Here is a 22,911-nt window from a genome sequence, read left to right on the forward strand (position 1 = left end):
ACATTCCTGAAATCATGGGGCGCGTTTGCGCTCCGCTAATAATAGTGTTTGTTTTCAGGATGACCTATGAATAAAGTCCTGTACTACCTGCTGCTGCTGGTATTATTCCCGCTTGCCGCAGTGATTGTTATCACCCCCATGGACAGCCAGAAACAATATATCTTTGGCCTGATTAGTATTGCCATTCTGTTTGTGCTGGGTGTAAGTAAAAGCCATAAGATTTCCCTGGTGATGGTCTTTCTTTCGGCATTAATGTCAACGCGTTATATTTACTGGCGTGCCACTGAAACGCTGGCTTTTAATTCCGAAGTGGAAGCGATCCTGGGTATCGGCTTATTTCTTGCCGAGCTGTATGTTTGGGTTATTTTAATCCTTGGCTATCTGCAAACCTCCTGGCCGCTTAAACGCACCATCGAACCGATGCCGGATGACATCAGCTTATGGCCGACTGTCGATATTTACGTACCCAGCTATAACGAAAGTCTGGATGTGGTACGCGATACGGTATTGGCCGCGCAGTGTATTGATTATCCGCGCGATAAAATCAAAATCTACCTGCTGGATGACGGGAAGCGCAGCGAGTTTGCGGTGTTTGCCGCGGATGCTGGCGTCGGCTATATCACCCGCGATGACAACCGCCACGCCAAAGCGGGCAACCTGAACCACGCCATGCGTATTACCAAAGGCGAGCTGATTACCATTTTCGACTGCGATCACGTGGCGACCCGCACCTTTCTGCAAGCGACGGTAGCCCCGTTCCTCAAAGATCCGAAACTGGCGCTGCTGCAAACGCCGCACTATTTCTATTCGCCCGATCCGTTTGAACGTAACCTGAAAGCGGCGCGTACCATCCCCAACGAAGGGGCTTTATTCTACGGTCCGGTACAGCAGGGTAACGACAACTGGAACGCCACCTTCTTCTGCGGTTCCTGTGCGGTTATCCGCCGTTCCGCGCTGGAAGAGATTGGTGGCTTTGCGACAGAAACCGTCACGGAAGATGCGCACACCGCGCTGAAAATGCAGCGTCTGGGCTGGAAGTCCGCGTTTCTGGCGCTGCCGCTGGCGGCAGGGCTGGCGACGGAACGTTTAGGTTTGCACATTATTCAGCGTACCCGCTGGGCGCGTGGCATGACGCAGATTTTCCGGGTGGATAATCCGCTGCTTGGCCGTGGCCTGAAATGGCAGCAGCGGCTGTGCTATCTCAACGCGATGCTGCACTTCCAGTTTGGCCTGCCGCGGGTGATCTTCCTGACCGCGCCGCTGGCTTACCTGCTGTTTAACCTGAACATTATTCACTCGTCGGCTGGCTTGATTTTCGCTTACGTGTTGCCGCACCTGGTGATGTCGCTGTACGTCAACTCCCGGATGAATGGCCGCTTCCGCGCGACCTTCTGGGGCGAGATTTATGAAACGGTAATGGCCTTCCATCTGGTTATTCCCACGCTATTAACCCTGCTCTCGCCAAAACACGGCAAGTTTAACGTCACGGATAAAGGCGGGCTGCTGAATGTGGGCTTCTTTGACTTCAATATCGTCCGTCCACACGTTATTTGCGCCTTCCTGTTAGCCGCTGGCGTGGTGTATGGGCTGGTGCGTGCCGTGGCGCACGACTATTTTGGCGTAGACCCTTTTGTGATTGCGCTGAACGTCGGCTGGGCCATATTCAGCCTGATTATCCTGATGGCGGCGATTGCTGTCGCGCGGGAAACCAAGCAAACGCGCAAAACGATCCGTATCGACGTGAGCATTCCGGTGGTGCTGCACTATGTCAGCGGTATTTCCTCGCGCACGACCACGGTGAACCTGTCGATGGGCGGCGTGCAGGTCAATGCGCCTGATAACCGACATGAAAATGATGTCATCGAAGCGATCGATCTGATGCTGCAATCGGGGGTGATTTCCATTCCCGTTGGCATTATCGGCGCGGAAAACGGCGTTATCCGCCTGAAGTTCGATGAGATCCCGCTGTCTCGTCGGCGCGAGCTGGTGCGCGTGGTGCTTTCCCGTGCGGATGCATGGATTAAGCCAGAAGGGCCAAAAGATAAACCGCTGCGCTCGCTGTTAACCATTATTCGTACCGTATTTGAACTGTTCTGGCTGACCTGGAAAGATCGTCGTGCGAAACGTCAAACCGTGAAGGTTGAAGAGGATGGCGTAGCATGAAAAAACTGATATTTTCAGCGCTCTGCATGACCAGCCTGCTGACGGCGGGTAGCCTGGCCTGGGCGGCACCGGAAAGCGTGACGCAGGATAGCAGCGCACTTTCTGAGATCCCGCCGCCAGCGGGTGTCGGGCAGCCAAACAGCGCCAGCGGTCTGCCTGCGGGCTTGCCGCCGCTGCCTGCGCCCATCACCGATGTGCCGGTTCAGACCAGCAACGTGCCGCTTAACCAGCCGCTGTCGAGTACCGTTTCCGTGGCGCAGATGGGCCAGACCAACGGCATTCTGTTAACCGGCGGTCAGCTTCAGTCGGGCATCGTCTTCACGCTGCCTTCCGATCAGGTTATTACCAACGCGCGGCTTAACCTCGCGTTGAAGGTGTCGCCTGCGCTGGCAGCCCGCAACACGTCGATGCAGCTGATGCTAAACGGCCAGCCGCTGGGCACGTTACCGCTGAGCGCTTCCGACGCGGCAAGCGAGGAATATCAGCTGGATATCCCGGCTGCCATGGTGGTCTCCAGCAATAACCTGAGCTTCAAAATTAACGATGCGGATCAGCTGCTGTGTGAACGCAACAGCGCCAGCCAGTATCAGGTCACTATTCTGCCAGCCACAACGCTGTCGCTGGAAGGGCAGCAGCTGAACACGGGCAACACGCTGCGCAACTTCCCGCGTCCGTTTATCGATCCGCTGCGCATGACGCCTTCAAGCGTCGCAATGGTATTTGGCCAGGCGGTAACGCCGGGTAAAGTCAGCGCGGCGGCTATCCTCTCTTCCTGGATGGGCATTCAAACTGACTATCGCGGCATCAGCTTCCCGGTGCTGCGCAACGCCATGCCGGAAAAAAACGGTATTGTCTTTGCCAAACCCGGCGAAAACATTGCGGGCCTGACCGTGCCGCAGGTGAAGGGCCCAACGCTGTTGATGGTCGATAACCCGGTTAATCCGGTTTATAAGTTGATGCTGGTGATCGGCAACGACGACGACGCGCTGCGACAGGCGGCCTGGCGACTGACGCAGCCGCTGAGCGTTGACGGCCCCTCGCTGTCCGTGGCCGAGCAGACCATTCCGCTGAGCAAAGCCTATGACGCACCGCGCTGGATCAACACCGATCGCCCGGTACGTCTTGGCGATCTGCTGCGGAAGGATCAAAGCCTGACCACCACCGGTATCTGGCATGATGCGCTGCGGGTTAACTTCCGCGCCGCGCCCGATTTATTCCTGTGGGATGGCGATACGCTACCGGTACAGCTGAATTACCGCTTCCCGTCAGAAAGCTGGATTGATGAAGAGAGTTCCTTCCTGAACGTCGGGTTGAACGACACCTTCCTGCGCAACCTGACGGTCAATAAGGTTGGCCTGCTGGAGAATATCTGGCACCGGCTGGGCGGCGATGCCCGTCAGGAAAGCTATACCCTGAAGCTCGATCCCTATCTGATTTACGGCGACAACCAGCTACAGCTCTATTTCAACATCAAACCGAAAGCCACCGCGCCCTGTAGCGTGCTGACTAACAACAACATCAAAAGCCGTATTGAGGATGACTCTTACATCGATTTGAGCCATACGCGCCACTTTACGCTGCTGCCGAATCTCTCCTATTTCGTCGGGGCCTCTTTCCCGTTCACCCGTTTTGCGGACTATTCGCAAACCGTGCTGATGCTGCCGGAAAAACCAAGCGATGCGGAAATCGGTACGCTGCTGGATATGGCCGGGCGTTCCGGTAATGCCACCGGCGTGGCGCTGAATCACAACAGCGTAATATTCGGCGTACCGAACGGCGGTAGCCTGCTGAAGCACATTAAAGACAGTGACGTGCTGGCGGTTTCCACCCTGCCGCAAACCGCCTTTAACCGGGCGATGCTGCAACAGTCTCCTTATGAAGTTAACGGCCATACGCTGGGCGTAAAAGAACCCAACATGCTGGATAACCTGCGCGGCTGGCTGGCCGGAGACTGGAACCGTCAGGCCATCGATGCCGATCGTTACTTCTCATCCAATGAAGACTGGCGTGGGTTTGTCAGCTATCGCTCGCCGTGGAACAGCGCCCGACTGGTGGTGATGACAGTGGCCACTGACGATACGCAGCTGCTGCGTCTGCACAGCGATCTGACATCGCAACGTATTAATGCCGGCATTCGTGGCGATACCGCCATCATCACTGATGAAAACGGTATTCGCAGCTTCCGCGTGGGCGCGCAGTTCCCGAGCGGTCAGATGCAGTGGTATCGCATGGTTATCTGGTATGCCAACCAGCACGCTGTCGTGCTGGCATTGCTGGCGCTGTTGTTCTCTGTCGTCGTGGGTCTGAGCACCTTCGTATTGCTGAAGCGTCACGCCTGGAAGCGTCTGAATCCGCAGAATGAAATTCGCAAAGGCGAGAAGAAGTGAAGACCATGAAGAAACGAAAAACGCTTACCTGCGGGCTGACTCTGTGGATGCCTGTTTTCACGCTTGCGACGACGACGCTGGCGTTTCCGGTGCTTGCCGCCGACGGTAATCCTGCCGTGCAGGCGCTGTTCGACCAGGCCAGCTACTGGCACCAGAAGGCGCATGACGATTTGGCGCGGGAAGCACTGAATAAAGTGCTGATGGTTGACGGTAACAATACGCAGGCGTTGTACCTGATGGCGCTTTGGGCGCAGCAGAGCGGCGACAACGCGACCGCGACAAAATGGCGCGATCGTCTCAGCAAGGCGTCACCACAGGATGGACGTCTGGATCAGCTGGATAATGCCCGCCAGCTGCAATCGATCCCGACCGCCCAGCTTTCGCTGGCGCGCCAGCAGGCTCGCAGCGGTAACATTGCGGCGTCGCTGCAAACCTGGCGCAATACCTTTAGCGGCAACGAACCGCCAGCCAGCGTGGCTGCCGAGTACTATCTGACCATGGCGGGCGACCGAACGCTACTGCCGCAGGCCGTGGACAATCTTCGCCAGTTCGCCAGCGTGCATCCGCAGGATACCGGTGCCCGGCTGGCGCTGGGCAAGGCACTGACCTGGCAGGAATCGACGCGCCGCGAAGGGCTACAGATGCTGGAAGGTATGGCCGACGGTAATGATGATGCCGATCGTTCACTGCGTCAGGCGCTGTTATGGCTTGGCCCACAGCCGGACGATGCGCCGCTGTATCAACATTATCAGCAGCGTCATCCGCATGATCGCGCCGTGCTGGATTACTACCGTAAAAATGTCGGCGGCGCTGAAAAAGGCCAGGGCTTTACTGCACTGAACAGCGGCGATGTTTCCAGCGCGCAAACGGCCTTCGACCACGTTTTGCAGGCTAACCCGCAGGATGCCGACGCGCTGGCAGGTCTGGGTTACGTGGCGCAGCGTAACGGCAATTATGCGGCGGCGGCCGATTATCTCGATCGCGCGGCGAAGCTGGGTGGCGACAACAGCCAGCAGCGCCAGCAACAGGCTGCCGATGCGCGTTTTTATGGTCAACTGGCCGCCGCGCAACAGGCGCTGAAAAGCGGCAACGCTGCTGAGGCGTTAAGCCTGAGCGAACCCCTGGCGCAGGCCGAAGGCGAAAAAGGTGTGGCGGCGAAGCTGTTCCGCGCTGACGTGCAGCGCCGCAGCAATCAGCCTGAAGCGGCAGAGCAAACCTACCGTGCCATTCTGCAAGGCAATGCGGATAACCAGCTGGCCAAAGAGGGATTATTCTACGTCCTGCGTCAGCAAAATCGCGGCGCTGAAGCGAATTCTCTGCTCTCTTCGCTGCCCGATAGCGTGCGTCAAAGCGTCGCGCCTCGTCCTGGCGGCACCAGCGATCCGCTACGTCGTGAAGCGAAGCAGGCTGCGGCGGCGGGAGATCCTCAGCGCGCCATTGCTCTGTTGTCAGCGGGTATCCAGCGTTTTCCGACCGATGGCTGGTTACGGCTCGATCTGGCTCGTTTATATCAGCAGCAGGGTGATACCTCGCAGGCGGCAGGCGTGATGCAGCCCGCTTTCCGTACGGGAGCGAGCAGCAACGAAATTTACGCCGCGGCGCTCTTCGCCAGCGAAAGCGGTGCCTGGCAGCAGGCGCAAACGCTGCTGGCGCGAGTGCCTGCCAGCAGTCAGAACCACGAGATGCGTGAGCTGGCGCAGCGGGTGAACTTCAACCTGCAAATGGCCGTAGCGCAGCAGTATCTGGCCCAGGGTTCCAATACGGCGGCGGCAAATACGCTGAAGGCACTGGCAGTTAATCCACCGAAAAACCCGGCGGATGCCGGGAATCTGGCGAAAGGGCTGGCCGCGGCAGGCGACCTCAATACTGCCGTGTCGGTAGTGCATAACAGCATGCAGCGCGGGGTGCAGGGCAACGCGGGCGACTATGCCGCTCAGGTTGCGGTATTAAACCAGGCAGGACTGAGCAATGAGGCACAAAACTTCCTGGCGAATCCCGAATTGCAGTCACGCAGTACGCCGACGCAGCTGGCCGGTATTCAGAACGGCTACCTGATCAACGAAGCCGATCGCCTGCGTACTCAGGGACAATATGCCGCCGCGTATGACAAGCTGATTGGCGCATTGCAGCACGATCCGCAGAACACGGATTTGATGTTTGCGATGGGCCGCCTGTATCAGTCGGGCAAAATGAACAAAGAAGCGGGCGTGGTCTATGACTACCTGATAACCCGCGACACGCCAACTCAGGATGCCCGCATGGGCGCGATTGACGTGGCGCTGGCCAGCCATGATTTGCCGAAAGCGAAAACGCTGACGGCAGGTTTACGCGGCGAACAAACGCCAGAACGCCTGTTGTTGATGGCGCGCGTGGCGGAAGCAGAAGGCGATCAGCAGCAGGCGCTGACTTACCTGCGCACTGCTCGCAGTAAAATGATTGGCCTGCAAGGGACGGAAAGCGGCGCATCGCCAGTGATTGCTGGGATGGCGCTGGCGGATAACCCGTTTGTTAACCGGACGACGCTGCCTCAGCGCCGGACGCCGTCAACCTATGGTTCCGTTATGCCCTGGCAGCACGGTGCGGCAGCGGATAACGCGGTACAGACAGCCGGTACCGATGTGCCGACTCAGCAGAACCAGACGCTGCATCAGATTGATACGATGATGGACGATTTGCAGGAGCGAACCGGCACCTGGGCGCAGGGCGCTGTGCAGGTAAGAGGGCGTGATGGCGAATCAGGGCTGAGTAAGCTGACCGAAGCGAAAGCACCACTGACCTGGTCAACCGTGCCGTATGGCAATACGCGCTTCAACTTTACGCTGACGCCCGTCACGCTTAGCGCAGGCAGCGCTTCCGGCACCTCGCTTTCTCGGGTAGGCACGCAGGCGCTGGAACAGGGCCGTATCGCTCAGGCGAATGCTATTGCGCCGTCAGGCGTGCTGCTGAACTCACCCGGCTCGCAAACGGCTTCCGGCGTCGAGGTCAACCTCGGTTTGACTAACGATAACGTCAAAATCGACCTGGGCTCAACGCCGCTCGGGCAGGATCTCAGCACGCTGGTGGGCGGCGTTCAGTGGTCGCCTAAGCTAACCGATTACCTGACGCTGATCCTGACCGGCGAACGTCGTGCTGTGACCGACAGCCTGCTCTCTTACGTTGGTATGGAAGACAAACTGAGCGGCAAGCGCTGGGGCCGCGTGACGAAAAACGGCGGTAACGCGCTGTTAAGTTACGACAACGGCGATGCCGGATTCTACGTTGGTGCAGGCGGCTACAGCTATCTCGGTGAGAACGTAGCCAGCAACCAGAGCCTGAACGGGATGGCAGGCGCGTATGTTCGCCCTTATCATGACGCGGATAGCGAATTAAAAACCGGCGTCAGTATGAGCTGGATGGATTACTCGAAGAACCTCAGTTACTACAGCTACGGTCAGGGCGGCTACTTCAGCCCGCAGGATTTTGTCGCCGTTTCGTTCCCGGTAGACTGGAGCAAAAACTATGACGACCTGAAGGTGAAAGTGGGCGGCTCAGTCGGCTATCAATCCTGGTCGCAGGATCGCAGTGCATACTTCCCAACCGATCCCGGGAAGCAGGCGCAGTTACAAAGCTATTATGACGCTGGCTACGCTACCGAGGCTTATTACGCTGGCGGCAGCAAAAACGGTATTGGCTATAATCTGCATGCGGGCGCGGATTATAAAGTGAATAAAGACGTGACGATTGGCGGCCAGCTTGGCTACGACACGTTCGGCGATTACAACGAGAGCACCGCTCAACTTTACTTCCGCTATATGCTCGGGGACAAATAAGCATGAGTGATCTGACACAACGCACCCTGCACTACTATCGTCAGCAGCAATATCAGCCCGGCTGGTTCGATCTGCTGAGCGTGATGATGAACGGTATGCTGCGTAATGGCGGAGAGCGTGAAAGCCATGCTTTTCTGCAACAGATGGGCGACAATCTTGCCAGTCGTTATCCGCTGGATGCCGCCAATACCGTGGCCGATCTGGAGCGGCAGATTAATACCGTGCTGGCACGCTTCAACTGGGGCTTTGTTGACGTGCAGCCGCATGACACTTTTCTGCTGATTTCGCATATGGCGTTGCCGCCAGGCGATGGCCTGATGGATCAACGGCAGTGGCGTCTGGCGCTGGGTGCGGTGCTGCTTGGGCTTTACTCACGCTGGCTGGGCGAACAGGGCGGCAGTGCTGCGGTCTCGCTGGTGTGTGAAGAAACCGACAGCGAAGCAACGCTGAATTTCCGCTATCAACGTTAAGGAAGGTTAACATGGCTTTGCTCAGGGCGAGCGTAATGATGATGGCAATGCTGCTGGGCTGCATGCAGGTGGCTGTGGCGGCCGATAGCTGGAACGGCTTCAAGACGCGCTTTATGACCAGCGACGGTCGCATTCAGGATACCGGCAATAACAACGTCAGCCATACCGAAGGGCAGGGTTATGCCATGCTGATGGCAGTCTGGTACAACGATCGCAGCGGCTTCGACAGCCTGTGGCGCTGGACCCAGCAGAATTTGAAAAACCCGCAAAATGGTCTTTTTTACTGGAAATACAATCCGGCTGCTGCCGATCCTATCGCGGATAAAAACAACGCGTCCGATGGCGATGTGCTGATCGCCTGGGCGCTGCTGAAAGCGGGACAGAAATGGCAGAATAACGGATATTTACAGGCTTCCGATCGCATCCAGAAAGCGATTATCGCCCGCGATGTCACGACGTTTGGCGGCCATACGGTGATGCTGCCAGGCAGCCAGGGTTTTAATAAAACCAGCTACGTGGTGCTGAATCCCTCCTATTTCCTCTTTCCGGCCTGGCGGGATTTTGCTGCACGCAGTCATCTGAAAGTCTGGAGCAACCTGATCGACAGCGGCATGGATTTGCTGTCGAAGATGCGTTTTGGTCAGGCTGGCTTGCCGACCGACTGGGTTGCACTGAACGCTGACGGAACGGTAGCGCCTGCCACCGCCTGGCCGTCACGCTTCAGCTATGACGCTATTCGCGTTCCTCTGTATGTTTACTGGTATGACCCACAAAGTCTGCAACTGGTGCCTTTTCAGCATTTCTGGATGAATTTTTCCCGGGAGAAAACGCCCGCGTGGATTGACGTGCTGAACAACAACAAAGCGCCTTATAACATGGCAGGTGGCCTGCTGGCCGTGCGGGATTTAACGCTAAATCAAACGGGTTATCTTGAGGATCGGCTGGATGAGAAAGAGGATTACTACTCTTCAAGCCTGAAATTGCTGGCCTGGCTGGCGTTTAAAGATCGGTGAAAGACAGCGTTCATTAGTGGTAACGGAAGGCTGCAATCAAAAGAGCATCGCTTTCTGTCGGTCAGGGTTTTTGCATATTGAAAACATCCTCCCTTTTACAAAAACGGGGCCCTACGGCCCCGTTTATTTACTGTGGATAGGCGACCCAGTCACCGCCGTTCAGCCGGATCCAGGGTTTGCCCTGATACATCATCACTACCGCGTTATCGTTTTCTGACACGACCTGCGTTTGCGGCAGGTTTTCCGTCAGTACTGACATATTCACGTTGGCAGCATTAAATACCTGGCCATCTACCACGCGGGAAACCAGCTCGGAAATCGCCTGCAGGCTGGTGGGCGATTCCACGCTTAGCGTCGGTTGGTGAGGCGCTTTCATGCCCGCGAACTTAATGCCCACCGGCACATGAGTGATGCTCGGGCTGGGGATATCACGCAGACCAGACATCTGCATTTTGTCGCCCTGCAACGCGGCACCGTGCTCAGGCACCACAATCACCATCACGCGACGGCCCGATTTATCCAGATTGGTAAGGAAAGTATCCAACTGATCGAAAAGCTGTTTGGCTCGTGGTTGCCAGGGGGCGGTTTTTGTACTTCCCAGCTCACGTGTCCCATCATGCAGTGGGATCAGGTTATAGAAGGTAGCACTGCGCGCATCCTGGCTTTTCTGCCTGTCGTCCAGCCAGCGCTGCATCAGTTCGCCATCATTAAATACCGGCGAGCTGTCGAACGAAGACCACGAAGGTTTGATGCCCGTCTGTGACATTAACGGCGCCTGCAAATCGCCATCATCACGCAGCTCCTGCAAATAGTTACCAAACACACCGGTATGATCCATCATCAGCTGCTCTTTGAAGCCCAGTTTTGCCAGGTTATCAAACAGGTAGCATTGCTGGTCGGCCTGTTTATACAGATCGCTGTGTGACGCCTGGCCGCAGCTGGCGCGTAACAGGCGGATCCCTGCCGGACCGCTGTAACCTGTTGCCGAGTTATAGTTACTCAGCAAGATATCAAAGTGTTTCCACAGGGGATGATCGCGCAGCTGAGCGGTGTCCAAATCGGACCAGGCCAGCGAGCAGATATTGATCACCAGGATATCAAAAGGCGCTGAATCAGCAGGCAGCGAGTCCGGGAAATGGGTTACGCGCTGTTTTTCATTCTCATAAAACTTGTTGAGATAGGCCGTCAGATTAGCGCTGGTCGGCGGGGCTGACTGATCCATGGCGTTCGCTGTCGCGGCGGCATTATTGGGCTGGGCGGCGGTATTCAGCGCCACGGGCGGTGCGGCCTCTTTGCCCGGAAGCAGGGCAAAAGAGGGGCCAGCGATATTAACAATATTCACCCACAGCAGCATCAGCGAAACCAGCACGGTAATGCGCAGCCATTGTGAAATAAACAAGTAGATCACCAGCATCACAAAGCCGGTGCCGATCATCTGCCAGTTAATAAAGCGATTGACCAGATCGAGTAAATAGGCGCCGGAGAAGCCTGCCAGCTGACCGCCCTGGCTGAGAATACTCTCCGGGCCTGGCAGCCAGGTATCATGCCAAAACAGCGCAATGCCCACGGGAATGGCGATCCAGTGGCGCAGACGATTCAGCCGCTCACCGGGTAAGGGCAGCAGCAGTGCCGCAAGAAAAACCAGGTTAGTCAGAGCATGAAAATTGAGGTAACCAAACCACAACAGCGCAAATTTGATCAGGAAATAAAAATTCCAGCCGCCCAGGCCGCGCCAGTTGAGCAGAGCAGAAGGCTTTTGGGTGTTTCGTTGACTCATGTCTTATCCGATTCTGAAGAATTACGCCGCCAGGTGCCTTCGTATTTCAGTGCACGGGGCGGTGTAACCCGCAGCACCAGCCTCCGCCATTGGCTGGGTAGCCAGCGGGCATAAAAAGGTTTTAGTAACATTAGCAGCAAAATCACCAGGATCAGGATTTGCACGCCATCCATTAAGGTCATGTTGGATTATCCGGTTGTGGCTCGCCAAGGGTCAGGTTTTGCGGCTGACGACGCTCAATAACGGGCGCGGCAGTGGGCGCCTGTTTCTGCATCTGAGGTGCCGATGCATCCTGCCAGGCCGTAGGGACTTTTTCCGCCATCTGCCTGACTTCAGACAGGATCTGGAGATCTTCATACCAGACCAGCCGGTTAGTGAAGATTTCATCATGGGGCAGCTGGAAGATAAATTTCAGCGCCGTGTTCAGATCGCTGAAGCGACAGGAAGAGAGGAAAAGATAGAGCCTGTCGTTAACCAGCGTCACTAAATCACCGTAGCGGCGCGGCTTGCAGAGCGTCAGCGCTTGCTCAGGCTTTAGCTGAGGGACAGGTCGTAGCGCAACCAGCAACCCTTTGCCGTTTTCCGGTAGCAGGGTGTTATTCACCAGCAAATTCACCGAATGGCAGAAGGCGTTGAGCGGCAGATAGCCCCGTTCCTGTAACGGCTGCATAGATTGCATCAGCGCGGTAAGGTCAGCCGGGACATGGCGATTGTACGTCTGTCCCTGAATGCCTTCCAGCAGCGTGAGAAAGCGTGACATAGCGGCATTGTAGGGCACGATAGCATTGACGCCGCAGGCCAGCAGCAGGCGTTCGTCGCTGTAGCGCAGCGCCGTTTGCATCTCGCGGACGACTATTTTCAGGCCGCTGCCTCGCGTGCGGCGCAGATTGTGAATCTGTCCAGCCAGCTGGGGAATCTGCTCGCTGTGTTGCAAACTGAAGATGACGGTGGCGGCATTCGCCTGCTCGGCTCGATGATAAGTGCTGGTATTATCATCAAAAAGTGCCCACTGATTAGACAGCGGCGGTGCGCCTTCCAGCACGGATTTATGGGCCAGATAAAACTGTTCATCATTTAATGTCAGTGGCGTGTTTTGTTCAGTCTGCTCAATTAAAGCGAAGCGGCTTTCATTTAATGTGAAACGTAATGCACGATCGGCGAGCATTCCTTCGCCATTCGCCCACCAGTTAATACGGTAATTCCAGCTATCCTGCTGCCAGTCGAGTTGAGCCAGCCCCTCAACGTGGCGATAAAAACGTTGAAGTTGACTGCGTAAATTATTAATCCCTGAACCGAATGTAATAATCAACAAAGTTATTTGTTTTCCAGTCAGGCTTCGTTGTGTTTTTTTCACCCAGAGTCTTAATTCTTCCTGATTTAATTTTTCCCATAATAAAGAAGGGGCAAAAAATATCGTCAGACGCGGTTTTTCGGGCAGCACTTTCAGCAGATCGTCAGAAAAAGCCAGCAGAGCTTTACGGGTTTCAGGCAATGAAAACAAAGGAATAGATGCGGGTCCGCCTTGCGGGGCAGGCGTTAGCAGCTCTGCCGGAGAATTTCCAGCGCTGATTAAGGCTACCGAACGCTGGGCCGCAATGCATTGCCGTAGCAAAAGACGTGCGTCCTCCTGGCGCGTAGCCGTCAGCCAGTAGCATCCTGATGGCTGCATCAGCATTAATTCTTCTCTGACCTGGTCGAATCCTAATGTAAATGAAGGTGTCATAAGTTATTTCGCAACCCGGATTATTCCATGGACTGAGTGTAGACCCGTTAAAAAATGGTGTAACAGCATTGTATTCTGGCTAATATACATTACAACTTATAGCAAACCGATTTAAACCAGGCCTAAAAATTTATTTTTTCGGACTCATATTTTTTCTTCCGTCTGGGGCTATCAACGATGACAGAACAACCCAACCCGAAACTTCCTGTTGCGCGTGAAGCGCAGGATGATATTCGTGCGCTCGAAAAGGCTTTTTCTTTACAGAACTGGCACTACATTGATATTGCGCGCCAGGAGAGGCTTGCCGGTATTTTAACCCGTTGGCCGCTGCTGGCGGAATTTGCTACTGCTGTACAGATCAAGAGTCAGCAATGACGGTTATTGCACTTCAGGGCGTACGGGGCGGAACAGGTACCAGCTCGTTAACCGCAGCGTTTGCATGGGCGTTAAGCCAGCTGGGTGAAAGCGTGATAGCGGTGGATTTATCACCTCATAATTTGCTACGAATGCATTTTAATATGCCTTTTGAGCAGCCTCGCGGCTGGTTACGTGCCGCGTTTGACAACGGTCCATGGCAGCAAAGCGCGCTGCGCTATACGCCCGATTTAGATTTTATCCCGGCGGGTCAGTTAAACGAGTCCGAACGTCTGGCCTTTGCCAGCCAGTCTGCGCGGCATAGCGAGGCCTGGGCTGAACAGCTTGCCGAACTCAAAGCAAGCTATGCCTGGATCCTGCTGGATTTGCCCGCTGAAGATACACCCTGGACGCGCGCCATGCTGGCGCTGGCCGATCGGGTTATTAATGTCGTGGTGCCGGATGCGAACTGTCATATCCGACTGCATCAGCAGACTTTTCCTGCGAATACGCTGTTTTTACTGAATCAATTCTCCTCAGTGAGCAAAGCGCAGCAGGATCTTCATCAGTTATGGTTTAACAGCCTGCACAATTTGATTCCATTGACTATTCATCGTGATGAAGCCGTAGCCGAAGCGCTGCTAAACAAGCAGCCTTTGGGGGAATATCGTCCGCAGAGTCTGGCGGCTGAAGGGATGGTGACCTTCGCCAACTGGGCGCTGATTAACCTGCGAGAGAAAGCGTAATGGCGCCGTTACGTTGGCTTTTGACCGCGCCCGCAATGACCGCGCTACAACAGCGCTATGCGGGTTATCGTAGCCACGGCGCTCCGGCGTTCACGGCGGTCATCCAGTGCTTCTGGGTCATACTGGGCTGGACTGTGCTGCGTTTTGAAACGCCCGCCTGGCAACGGGTATTGCATCAGCGTCGGCGGCTTTATCCACACATTTCCCCGGAGCGCCCACGCCCGGCAGATATTCTGCGCTTTTTGCTGCAAAGCCTCTGGCTGCTGCTGGTGATGCCCGTTGGCGGTATGACCTTTAACGAGCGTGCCGGACAACTGACGTTAAGAAACCTGCGTCAGCGCATATATAACTGGCTGGGAAAACTGCCGGAACGGGCCGAAGCTCGTGGCCTGGAAAAAAGCGTCGAAGGGCGGATTCGACGTATCAATCCGCTCCTTCGCAAATGCCTGTTTGGCCTTGCCGTGGTGATAGCCACGGCGCTGGCGATCCTCTGTATTTCGCAACCGTTCGATCTGTTCACGCAGTTTATCTTTGTGCTGCTGCTGTGGGGCGTGGCAATGGTAGTGCGTCGTATTCCAGGACGCTTGTCCACCATGATGCTCATCGTGCTGTCACTGACAATTTCCTGTCGCTATTTGTGGTGGCGCTATACCTCAACGCTGAACTGGGACGATCCGGTGAGCCTGACGTTCGGCGTGCTGCTGATCGCGGCGGAGACCTATTCGTGGGTCGTATTGATTCTGGGTTACTTTCAGACGCTGTGGCCGCTTAATCGTCCGCCTGTCTCCATGCCTGAAGATGTCAGTAGCTGGCCAACGGTCGATCTGCTGGTGCCTACTTATAACGAGCCGTTGAGCGTAGTAAAGCCGTCGCTCTATGCCGCGCTGGGTATTGACTGGCCGAGAGACAAAATCAATATCTATGTGCTGGATGATGGCAATCGTGCGGAATTTCGCGAGTTCGCCGCCGAAATTGGCGTGCATTATATTGCCCGACCGACGCATGAGCACGCTAAAGCGGGCAATATTAATCATGCCTTGCGTACGGCCTGCCGCAGCGAATTCGTCTCTATTTTTGACTGTGACCACGTGCCAACGCGCTCGTTCTTACAGATGGCTTTGGGCTGGTTTGTCAAAGATCCGAAACTGGCAATGTTACAGACGCCGCACCACTTCTTTTCGCCCGATCCTTTTGAACGTAACCTGGGGCGTTTCCGCCGTACTCCCAATGAAGGCACGCTGTTTTATGGTCTGGTGCAGGACGGGAACGATGTCTGGGATGCTGCCTTTTTCTGTGGTTCCTGTGCGGTTATCCGCCGTACGGCGCTGGATGAGATCGGCGGCATTGCCGTTGATACCGTTACTGAAGATGCGCACACTTCGCTGCGTCTGCACCGCAAGGGTTACACCTCAGCCTATATCCGTATTCCGCAGGCAGCCGGGCTGGCAACGGAAAGTTTGTCGGCGCATATCGGCCAGCGTATTCGCTGGGCGCGAGGCATGGTGCAGATCTTCCGCCTTGATAATCCGCTGATGGGAAAAGGACTGAAGCTGGTGCAGCGACTCTGTTATGCCAACGCCATGCTGCACTTTTTATCCGGTATTCCACGGCTGATATTTTTGCTCGCACCGCTGGCTTACCTGCTGTTTCATGCCTACATCATTTTTGCTCCGGCGTTGGCGATCGCTATTTTTGTACTGCCGCATATGATGCATACCAGTTTGACTAACTCCCGTATTCAGGGACGCTGGCGACACTCCTTCTGGAGCGAGGTGTACGAAACCGTGCTGGCCTGGTATATCGCCAGACCCACGACCGTCGCGTTATTCAATCCACATAAAGGGAAATTTAACGTGACTGCGAAAGGCGGTTTGGTTGAGCAACAGCATCTCGACTGGGTTATCACCCGGCCCTACATGTTTCTGGTGCTGATCAACGTCGCGGGTATCCTCGCCGCCTTCTGGCGTCTGCATTACGGCCCGCCGAACGAAGTACTGACGGTTATCGTCAGTGCGGTTTGGGTTATCTACAACATGATTATTCTTGGCGGTGCGGTAGCGGTTTCCGTGGAAGCGCGCCAGCTACGTGAATCACACAGGGTAGAAATTGCGATGCCTGCGGCGCTGGCTCGTGAAGATGGGCATATGTTGCCCTGCACGCTGCGTGACTATTCCGACGGCGGGGTTGGGCTTGAGCTGCGTGAAGAAAACCTGCTGAACGAAAACGAAAAGGTCTGGCTGCTGCTGCGTCGGGGCCAGCAGGAGTTCAGTTTCCCTTGCTATGTGCAGCGCACCTTCGGACGCCGGGCGGGGATCCGTCTGCACAAGTTGACCACGGAACAGCACGTTGAATTTATCCAGTGCACTTTTGCCCGCGCCGATACCTGGGCGCTGTGGCAGGACAGTTTTCCGGAAGATAAACCGATGCAAAGTTTTGCAGACATCATGGTGCTGGGCTTTAAGGGTTATCTGCGGCTGGCCGAATACGGGCCGAAGCCGCTGCGCAAATTATTTAGTGCATTAACGAGCCTGACAGGCTGGTTAGTTTCATTTTTCCCTAAGGGTGTCGGCCGTCCTGAGCCGGCTTCCCTCTGACGTAACGTTGATGATGATACGATGACAAGAAAATTAAGCTGGTTCACTGCTTTCCTGATGGGCGTTATGCCGCTGACCCACGCGGCAACGGAAACGCCCGTGAGTCCAATGGTCAACGCTGACTCGTCCGCCGGTACCGGTTCTGAGCCGGCCAGTCTCGATTCTGCCGCTCCGGTGCGCGATGTGACGCAAACTTTTGCCCAAATTGCGCCGCCGCCCGGGACGTTTAATTTGCAGGGGACGCGCCCACAGGGACAGATTGAATTTGGCGTGCGCAGTGATGAAGTGGTGACCAAAGCGCTCCTCACGCTAAGCTATCGCCCTTCGCCTTCTCTGCTGCCCGCCATGTCACATTTGAAGGTGTATCTCAACGATGAAATGGTTGGACTGGTGCCGCTAAGCCAGGATCAGCTGGGTAAAACCAACCAGATCCAGCTGCCGCTCGATCCGCGCTTTATTGGTGATTTTAACCGCGTCCGTATGGAGCTGGTTGGCCACTATTCTAATCTTTGCGAAAACCCGGCTAACAGCGCTATCTGGCTGGATATTGGCAAAGAGAGCTCGCTGGCGCTGACGTTGCAAAAACTGCCGGTGCAGGACGATCTGTCCCATTTCCCCGAGCCATTTTTCGACTCGCGTGACGGCCGCCCACTGAATTTACCGATGGTATTTGCCGATGCGCCTGATTTAGGTCAACAGCGCGCTGCTGCGGTGCTGGCTTCCTGGTTTGGGACGAAAGCAGACTGGCGCGGTCAGTCTTTCCCGGTACTTTATAATCAGTTGCCCAACCAGCAACATGCGGTGGTTTTCGCGACCAATGATAAGCGGCCCGATTTCCTGCAAGGCCTGCCGCCGGTCGACAAACCTACCGTCGCCATCGTTAACCAGCCGCAGAATCCTTATGAAAAGATGCTGCTGATTCTGGGCCGTGATGATAACGATCTGCTGCAAGCGGTACAGGGTATTGCTCAGGGTGAGAGGCTGCTGCGTGGGCAAAGCGCTACCGTCGATGCGGTGAAAGAGCTTGAACCGCGTAAACTTTACGATGCGCCAAACTGGGTGCGAACCGACCGTCCAACGACCTTTGGTGAGCTAAAGCAGTTCCAGGGGCAGCTGCAAAGCGATGGTATGCAGCCGAACCCAATTGCACTGACGCTGAAGCTGCCGCCGGATCTTTTCCTTGTGCGTGCTCGCGGCATCGATATGAACCTCAATTATCGCTACACCTCGCCGGTGCAGGATGATGGGTCAAGAATGGCCGTTAATCTGAATAACCAGTTTGTGCAGGATTACCCGCTACCGCGCAAACAGGACAACAGCAAACAGCTGCTGCGTCTTCCGCTGGTACAGGGACTGCTGGACGGCAGCACTCAGCTTACTATCCCGGCCTTGCGCCTGGGTGTGGTCAACCAGCTGCGTTTTGATTTCGATTACGCCAGCCTGTTTATCGGCGGCACCTACAACAACGCTACCAATGAAGGGCGCTGTGAGACGGTCACCACCGTGCCAAATCATGTGGTGATTGAGGATAATTCGACCATCGATTTCTCCGGCTATCGGCATTTTATCGAAATGCCATCGCTGCGCGCCTTCGCCAACGCGGGCTTCCCATTCAGCCGCAATGCGGATTTAGCCCAAACGCTGGTGCTGGTTAATGACCGTCCTGAAGCGGATAAGGTCAGTGCCTTGCTGAACACGTTGGGCAATATTTCGGCGCAAACGGGCTTCCCGGCGCTGAAAGTGCAGATGAGCGATGACTGGAGCAAAGCGAAGGATCAGGATACCGATCTGTTAATGATCGGTGCTCTCCCACAGGAGCTGAAGGACGACAGCAAGATTAATTTGCTGGTAGATAAGGCGAAAAGCTGGGTAAACAAACCGAACCGGCAGAATGATTTCGCCAGCAACCCTACTTCATCTGACGATCTGCGTGCAGAGAGCAATACAACGATCAGCTCGACAGGCCCGATGGCCGCTATCATCAGTTTCCAGTCGCCTTTCCACGACCAGCGTAGCGTGGTGGCGCTGTTGGCAGATAGTCCAGGAGCGTGGAAGCTGCTCAATAGTGCGCTGATTGACAGCGACAAACGGGCCGCCATCTTTGGATCGGCCTCGATTATTCGTGAATCGGGTGTGAACAGCCTGCGCGTTGGCGATACCTGGTGGGTAGGCCATTTGCCATGGTGGGAGCGGGTGTGGAATGCATTAGCCACCCATCCGGTGATGCTGGCTCTGTTTGCGGCGATAGTGGTGATCCTGTTTGCTCTGCTGGTCTGGCGCTTGATGCGCAGCATAAGCCGTCGCCGTCTGGGTGATGAGGATGATTTATAGTGAAGCCGCTGCATAACCTGATCCTGCCCGCGCTGTTGCTGCCGTTAAGCAGTGCGGCGCTGGCGGCGCCGGCCGAAGTGGCACCGGTTGACTGGTTGCTCCAGCAGGTGCGGGTCGGTGAAGCGACCAATAAAACCGATCTGGTCAGCCAGTCGCTCTACCGGCTGGAAAAAATTGCGCCCAACAATCCTCAGGTCCTGGCGGCACAAATTCGGCTGTCTCTGCGTCAGGGACAGCAGGCGAAAGCGCAGGAGCAGCTGAATGCGCTAAAAAAAATCGCGCCGGATGCCGCAGCGACGCATCAGGCTGAGGCCAGTCTGATGCTGGTTTCCGACAGCGGGCGGCAGCAGTTGCAACAGGCAAGACTGCTGGCAACGGCCGGTCATCTGGTCGAAGCTCGCGCGGCATGGGACACGCTGTTTCATGGCGTTTTTCCTTCCAACGACATCGCGCTGGAATACTGGCGGCTGGTGGCTCGCCTGCCTGGACAGGAAGGCCCGGCACTGACACAACTTGAAGCACTGGATCGCGATGCGCCAGGTAGCATCAACGTCAAAATGGCCATTGCGCAAATGCAGCTCAGCCAGAACAATCGGGCCGCCGCACTTAAACAGTTGCAGGCGGTGGCGGCCGATCCGGCTGGCCGTAATCAGGCTGCCGAGCTATGGCTTAGCGACATCAAATCACAACCGGTCACGCCAGAAACCGTGGCGCAGTTAAAAAATTATCTGGTGACCTTCTCCAGTGATAAACCGCAGACGGATGGTCAGGCTGAGCTGGAACGGCAGGAAAAAATGCTGGCGGATCCGGCTTACCAGCAGCGTCTGCGTGGTTTAGCGCTGATCGACAAAGGGGAAAGTTCCGCAGCGATTCCTGCACTTCGGGCGGCTTTACAGGCCAGTCCGAACGATGCCGATCTGTTGGGGGCGATGGGGCAGGCGCTGGCGCGAGCAAATAACCGCGAAGCGGCAGCGGGCTATTTCCAGCGCGCGATCGAGGCAGATGCACAAGGCACCGATATCGATAAGTGGCGGAGCCTGCAAAAGTCGAATCAGTACTGGCTGGCTATTGCGGCAGGCGATAAAGCGCTGGCGGCAGGCGACAGCAAAGGGGCGACCCGCAGCTACCAACAGGCCCGTGAGCTGGATAGCAGCGACGGCTATGCCCTGATTGGGTTAGGTGATGTGGCGCTGGCACAACAAAATGCCGCCGCCGCAGAGATGATGTTCCGCCAGGCGCTACGCATCGATCCGGACAATACCACGGCAATCCAGCGGCTGGTGGGCATTTATCAACAGCAGTCGCCGGAAAAAGCGATGGCGTTTATTAACGGTTTGCCCGCTTCGCAGAAACGCGCGCTGGGCACTACGTTGTCCAGCCTGCGCAGCAGCACGCTAAGTAGCGAAGGGGATAAGCTGGCTGCGGCGGGCCGCTGGCAGCAGGCTGCGGATCGGTATCGCGAGGCACAGCAGGGCGCCCCGGATGATGTCTGGCTGAATTATCGCCTGGCCGGTGCCCTGCGTCAGGCGGGCCAGCTTCAGGCCGCCGATCAACAGATGGCGGCCATGGCCCGACAGCAGCCTGGGGTGGTAACGCAGGTTTATGCCCAGGCGCTTTATCTCTCCAGCAGCGACCGTGCAGAGGCTGCCCTCCAGCAGCTTCATGCCTTACCTGCTGAAAAGTGGGACAGCAATATAAAAGATCTTAATGCTCGTCTGGAGACGGATGCCGCTATCGCTAAGGCAAATACGCTGCGTGCCAGCGGCCAGGAAGATCAGGCCGTAGCGTTGCTCAACCAGCTTCCCCCTTCATCGCGTATTGCGTTGACGGAAGCCGACTGGGCAATGGAGCGCGGCGACACGGAACAGGCGCTGCAACGTTATCGCGACGTGGGTGCCAAAGACCCGCAGAATAACGACGCCCGGCTGGGCGAAATCGAAGCGCTGATTGCGTTAAAGGCGCTACCCGAAGCCAAAGAGCGGCTGAAAGCGTTGCCTGCGGCTGTGGCAGATGAGAGCGTGAATAGCGGACGGCGCGTGGCCAATGCCGAACAGGGCGTTGATGAGCCGGGCCGCGCTGCTGCCATTTTCGCTCTCCTGAAGCCGAAAGCCGTCAAAGAAAGCCCCTCGCAAAGTAGCGCGCTGGTTTTTCGCGACGCTGCCCGGCTTGAAGCCAGCCAGGGCCAGTCCGCCGCCGCCCAGCTCGATTATCAACAGGCGATGCTTGCCAGCGGGATAACCACCACGCCGCCAAAAGGTTACATTGATTACACACGCCTGACCCGCAATAACAGCTTTGATGACTGGCTGAAGCGTGGGATCCGCAGTGATGCCGCCGATCTGGCCCGTCAGCAGGACACCACGCTCACGATGGAAGAAAACTACGGCAGAAATAAAGGTACTGGCGGTATTTCTGATTTTACTGCGCATACCACCATGCTGGAGGCTAAAACCCCGATCGCGGCGGGCACCGGTATTTTCCGACTGGATAACGTTGATCTTTCCGCAGGGACTTTCGCCCGCAACAGCAGCGGCAACAGCGAAGAGAACTTTGGCACCTGCGCCAACGACGATGCCGTATGTAACCGGGATTTCCGTCAGCACCAGAACGGCACCAGTATCGGCGTCGGTTATAACAGCGAGAAATGGTCTGCTGATATAGGCACCACGCCGCTGGGCTTTACCGTCACCAACTGGGTCGGGGGATTCACCTGGAATACGGCAATGAAAGACATTGGCGTATCCCTGACCGCTTCCCGCCGCCCAATCTCCAGTTCGCTGCTGGCCTATGCCGGCACGCGCGATCCGAATACGGCCAGCGGCAAAACCTTCGGCGGCGTCATTGCGACCGGCGGCAGCGTGGGTCTTAGCTACGATAAAGGCAATGCCAACGGCGTCTGGGCGGATATCAGCGCCCATCAGATCACCGGCGAAAACGTCAAAGATAACTCCCGTGAGCGTTTGATGGCGGGCTATTACTATAAGCTGATTAATGAAGGCAATCGGCGTGCCACTATCGGCCTGAACGGTATGCTTTGGCACTACGAGCGGGATCTGAGTGACTATTCGCTTGGCCAGGGCGGTTATTACAGCCCCCAGAGCTATAAGTCACTGTCGGTGCCGTTAACTTACCGCCAGCGCACGGAAAACTGGTCGTGGGATGTCGGCGGTTCGGTTTCCTGGTCCCATACGAAAACGCGCGGCCAGTCACGTTATCCCCTGAATTTTGGCGCGTTAACCAGCGATAACCCTGCGGGCAGTGACAGCAGCAGCAGCGGTTTCGGCTATACGCTACAGGCGGCGATCGAACGACGGCTCAGTGCGCACTGGACGCTGGGTTTAGGCGTGGATATTCAGCAAGCGAAAGATTACACCCCGAGCCACGGGATGCTCTATGTGCGCTATTCGATGGCGGGCTGGGAGGGTGATTTGGATCTGCCACTCCAGCCTTTAACGCCATACGCTGACTGGAAATAGTGTAAATTGCGCCGTTTCGTCGCGAAAAATGGATAATGACCCTCGGAAAAGCCTTAATCCGCAGCATG

General features: G+C 56.2%; 13 protein-coding genes. 10 read left to right on the forward strand and 3 right to left on the reverse strand.

What is annotated here, in order from left to right; genetic code table 11:
* Positions 1-66: 66 nt before the first annotated feature.
* From bcsA (EHV07_RS00425) to EHV07_RS00445, 5 genes are read left to right on the forward strand one after another with little or no spacing between them, the layout of a single operon-like run.
* The gene (gene bcsA / locus EHV07_RS00425; protein WP_147193791.1) at positions 67-2,163 is read left to right on the forward strand and encodes a UDP-forming cellulose synthase catalytic subunit; all 2,097 of its coding nucleotides are present in this window, start codon (positions 67-69) and stop codon (positions 2,161-2,163) included.
* A complete protein-coding gene (bcsB, locus tag EHV07_RS00430; protein ID WP_147193793.1) occupies positions 2,160-4,550 on the forward strand; it encodes a cellulose biosynthesis cyclic di-GMP-binding regulatory protein BcsB in 2,391 nt (796 codons plus the stop codon). Before bcsA (EHV07_RS00425) ends, bcsB (EHV07_RS00430) begins: the two co-directional genes overlap by 4 nt.
* A gap of 47 nt (positions 4,551-4,597) precedes the next feature.
* Positions 4,598-8,359, forward strand: coding sequence for a cellulose biosynthesis protein BcsC (locus EHV07_RS00435; RefSeq protein ID WP_168199663.1), 3,762 nt, complete (start codon positions 4,598-4,600; stop codon positions 8,357-8,359).
* A gap of 2 nt (positions 8,360-8,361) precedes the next feature.
* A complete protein-coding gene (bcsD, locus tag EHV07_RS00440) occupies positions 8,362-8,829 on the forward strand; it encodes a cellulose biosynthesis protein BcsD (RefSeq protein ID WP_147193797.1) in 468 nt (155 codons plus the stop codon).
* A gap of 11 nt (positions 8,830-8,840) precedes the next feature.
* Positions 8,841-9,842: a glycosyl hydrolase family 8 gene (locus EHV07_RS00445; RefSeq protein ID WP_371419659.1), complete on the forward strand. Its 1,002-nt coding sequence runs from the start codon at positions 8,841-8,843 to the stop codon at positions 9,840-9,842.
* A 127-nt stretch (positions 9,843-9,969) separates the two neighbouring features.
* On the opposite strand, the gene bcsG is transcribed toward EHV07_RS00445, so the two are convergent.
* The 3 genes from bcsG to bcsE are packed head-to-tail and all read right to left on the reverse strand — an operon-like array spanning position 9,970 to position 13,342.
* The gene (gene bcsG / locus EHV07_RS00450; protein WP_147193799.1) at positions 9,970-11,619 is read right to left on the reverse strand and encodes a cellulose biosynthesis protein BcsG; all 1,650 of its coding nucleotides are present in this window, start codon (positions 11,617-11,619) and stop codon (positions 9,970-9,972) included.
* On the reverse strand, positions 11,616-11,801 hold the full coding sequence (gene bcsF, locus EHV07_RS00455; protein WP_147193801.1) for a cellulose biosynthesis protein BcsF: 186 nt from the start codon (positions 11,799-11,801) through the stop codon (positions 11,616-11,618). Before bcsF ends, bcsG begins: the two co-directional genes overlap by 4 nt.
* Positions 11,798-13,342, reverse strand: a complete 1,545-nt coding sequence (gene bcsE / locus EHV07_RS00460) for a cellulose biosynthesis protein BcsE (protein ID WP_147193803.1) — start codon at positions 13,340-13,342, stop codon at positions 11,798-11,800. The genes bcsF and bcsE overlap by 4 nt, the downstream gene beginning before the upstream one ends.
* Before the next feature lie 177 nt (positions 13,343-13,519).
* Here bcsE and bcsR point away from each other — a divergent pair, with 177 nt between their 5' ends.
* The 5 genes from bcsR to bcsC are packed head-to-tail and all read left to right on the forward strand — an operon-like array spanning position 13,520 to position 22,843.
* Entirely contained in the window at positions 13,520-13,717 is a 198-nt protein-coding gene (gene bcsR, locus EHV07_RS00465; RefSeq protein WP_147193806.1) for a cellulose biosynthesis protein BcsR, read from the forward strand.
* A complete protein-coding gene (gene bcsQ, locus EHV07_RS00470) occupies positions 13,714-14,442 on the forward strand; it encodes a cellulose biosynthesis protein BcsQ (RefSeq protein WP_147193808.1) in 729 nt (242 codons plus the stop codon). Before bcsR ends, bcsQ begins: the two co-directional genes overlap by 4 nt.
* Positions 14,442-17,036 (forward strand): UDP-forming cellulose synthase catalytic subunit, encoded by a 2,595-nt coding sequence (gene bcsA, locus EHV07_RS00475; RefSeq protein ID WP_147193810.1) that lies wholly within the window; start codon positions 14,442-14,444, stop codon positions 17,034-17,036. Before bcsQ ends, bcsA (EHV07_RS00475) begins: the two co-directional genes overlap by 1 nt.
* 21 nt (positions 17,037-17,057) lie before the next feature.
* Complete coding sequence (gene bcsB / locus EHV07_RS00480; RefSeq protein ID WP_147193812.1) at positions 17,058-19,367, forward strand: cellulose biosynthesis cyclic di-GMP-binding regulatory protein BcsB; 2,310 nt, start codon at positions 17,058-17,060, stop codon at positions 19,365-19,367.
* 8 nt (positions 19,368-19,375) lie between these two features.
* Complete coding sequence (bcsC, locus tag EHV07_RS00485; protein WP_147200481.1) at positions 19,376-22,843, forward strand: cellulose synthase complex outer membrane protein BcsC; 3,468 nt, start codon at positions 19,376-19,378, stop codon at positions 22,841-22,843.
* The last annotated feature ends 68 nt before the right edge of the window (positions 22,844-22,911 follow it).

The sequence above is a fragment of the Pantoea sp. CCBC3-3-1 genome (genome assembly GCF_007981265.1).
Classification (GTDB): Bacteria; Pseudomonadota; Gammaproteobacteria; order Enterobacterales; family Enterobacteriaceae; genus Erwinia.